Consider the following 548-nt stretch of genomic DNA (forward strand, 5'->3'; position numbering starts at 1 on the left):
CCTCTGCGGCCGAGTTCCAGTAGAACAGCATGCGGCCCATTTCCATCATTCCAATCAAGAGCATGAAGAATACGGCGCATACAAGCGCAAATTCCACAGCGGCCGCGCCTCGCTGGCGAAAGTACATACTGTGAAAGAAATTTGAAGATGCTTTCATAACACCTGCCGCATAGTTGTGCTAATTGCCCCGAACGTGATATTTGGCACCAGGAAAGGCACCATCGATGTGAATGGATAGCCGGTTATCGTGACGGTAACGAGGTTGATCACGCCAGTTGTCGTACTTTGATTGAGATGGCTTGCGCAGTTGCTGCTGTCGCATACCGTGACCATGCTTTGTGTGAGGCCAGGCAAAAGCGTACTGCCGGAACAAGTTCTTTTGCCATAAACAGCCAGGCACTTTGCCGTGGCCAGATCTACTGCATCGCCTGGTCCTTGAGCAGATAAGAAACGTGCTGCGTCTCTAGTAGTCTTTGCCAAGCTGTTGTACTGATAAAAAGCGCGCCCCAGTTCTGTCATGCCAAAAGTGAGCAATAGCAATGGGATTA

Annotated in this window: 2 protein-coding genes; both read right to left on the reverse strand. The window is 50.4% G+C overall.

The annotated features are described in order from the left end of the window. Positions 1–157: TadE/TadG family type IV pilus assembly protein (locus JK635_RS25100; RefSeq protein ID WP_202653065.1), on the reverse strand; the 157-nt coding region annotated here is incomplete at its 3' end. Next, on the reverse strand, positions 154–548 hold a 395-nt coding region (locus JK635_RS05925; RefSeq protein WP_202653066.1), incomplete at its 5' end, for a TadE/TadG family type IV pilus assembly protein. The genes JK635_RS25100 and JK635_RS05925, both read right to left, overlap by 4 nt.

Source organism: Neobacillus paridis (assembly GCF_016765675.1).
GTDB classification, from domain to species: Bacteria; Bacillota; Bacilli; order Bacillales; family Cytobacillaceae; genus Neobacillus; species Neobacillus paridis.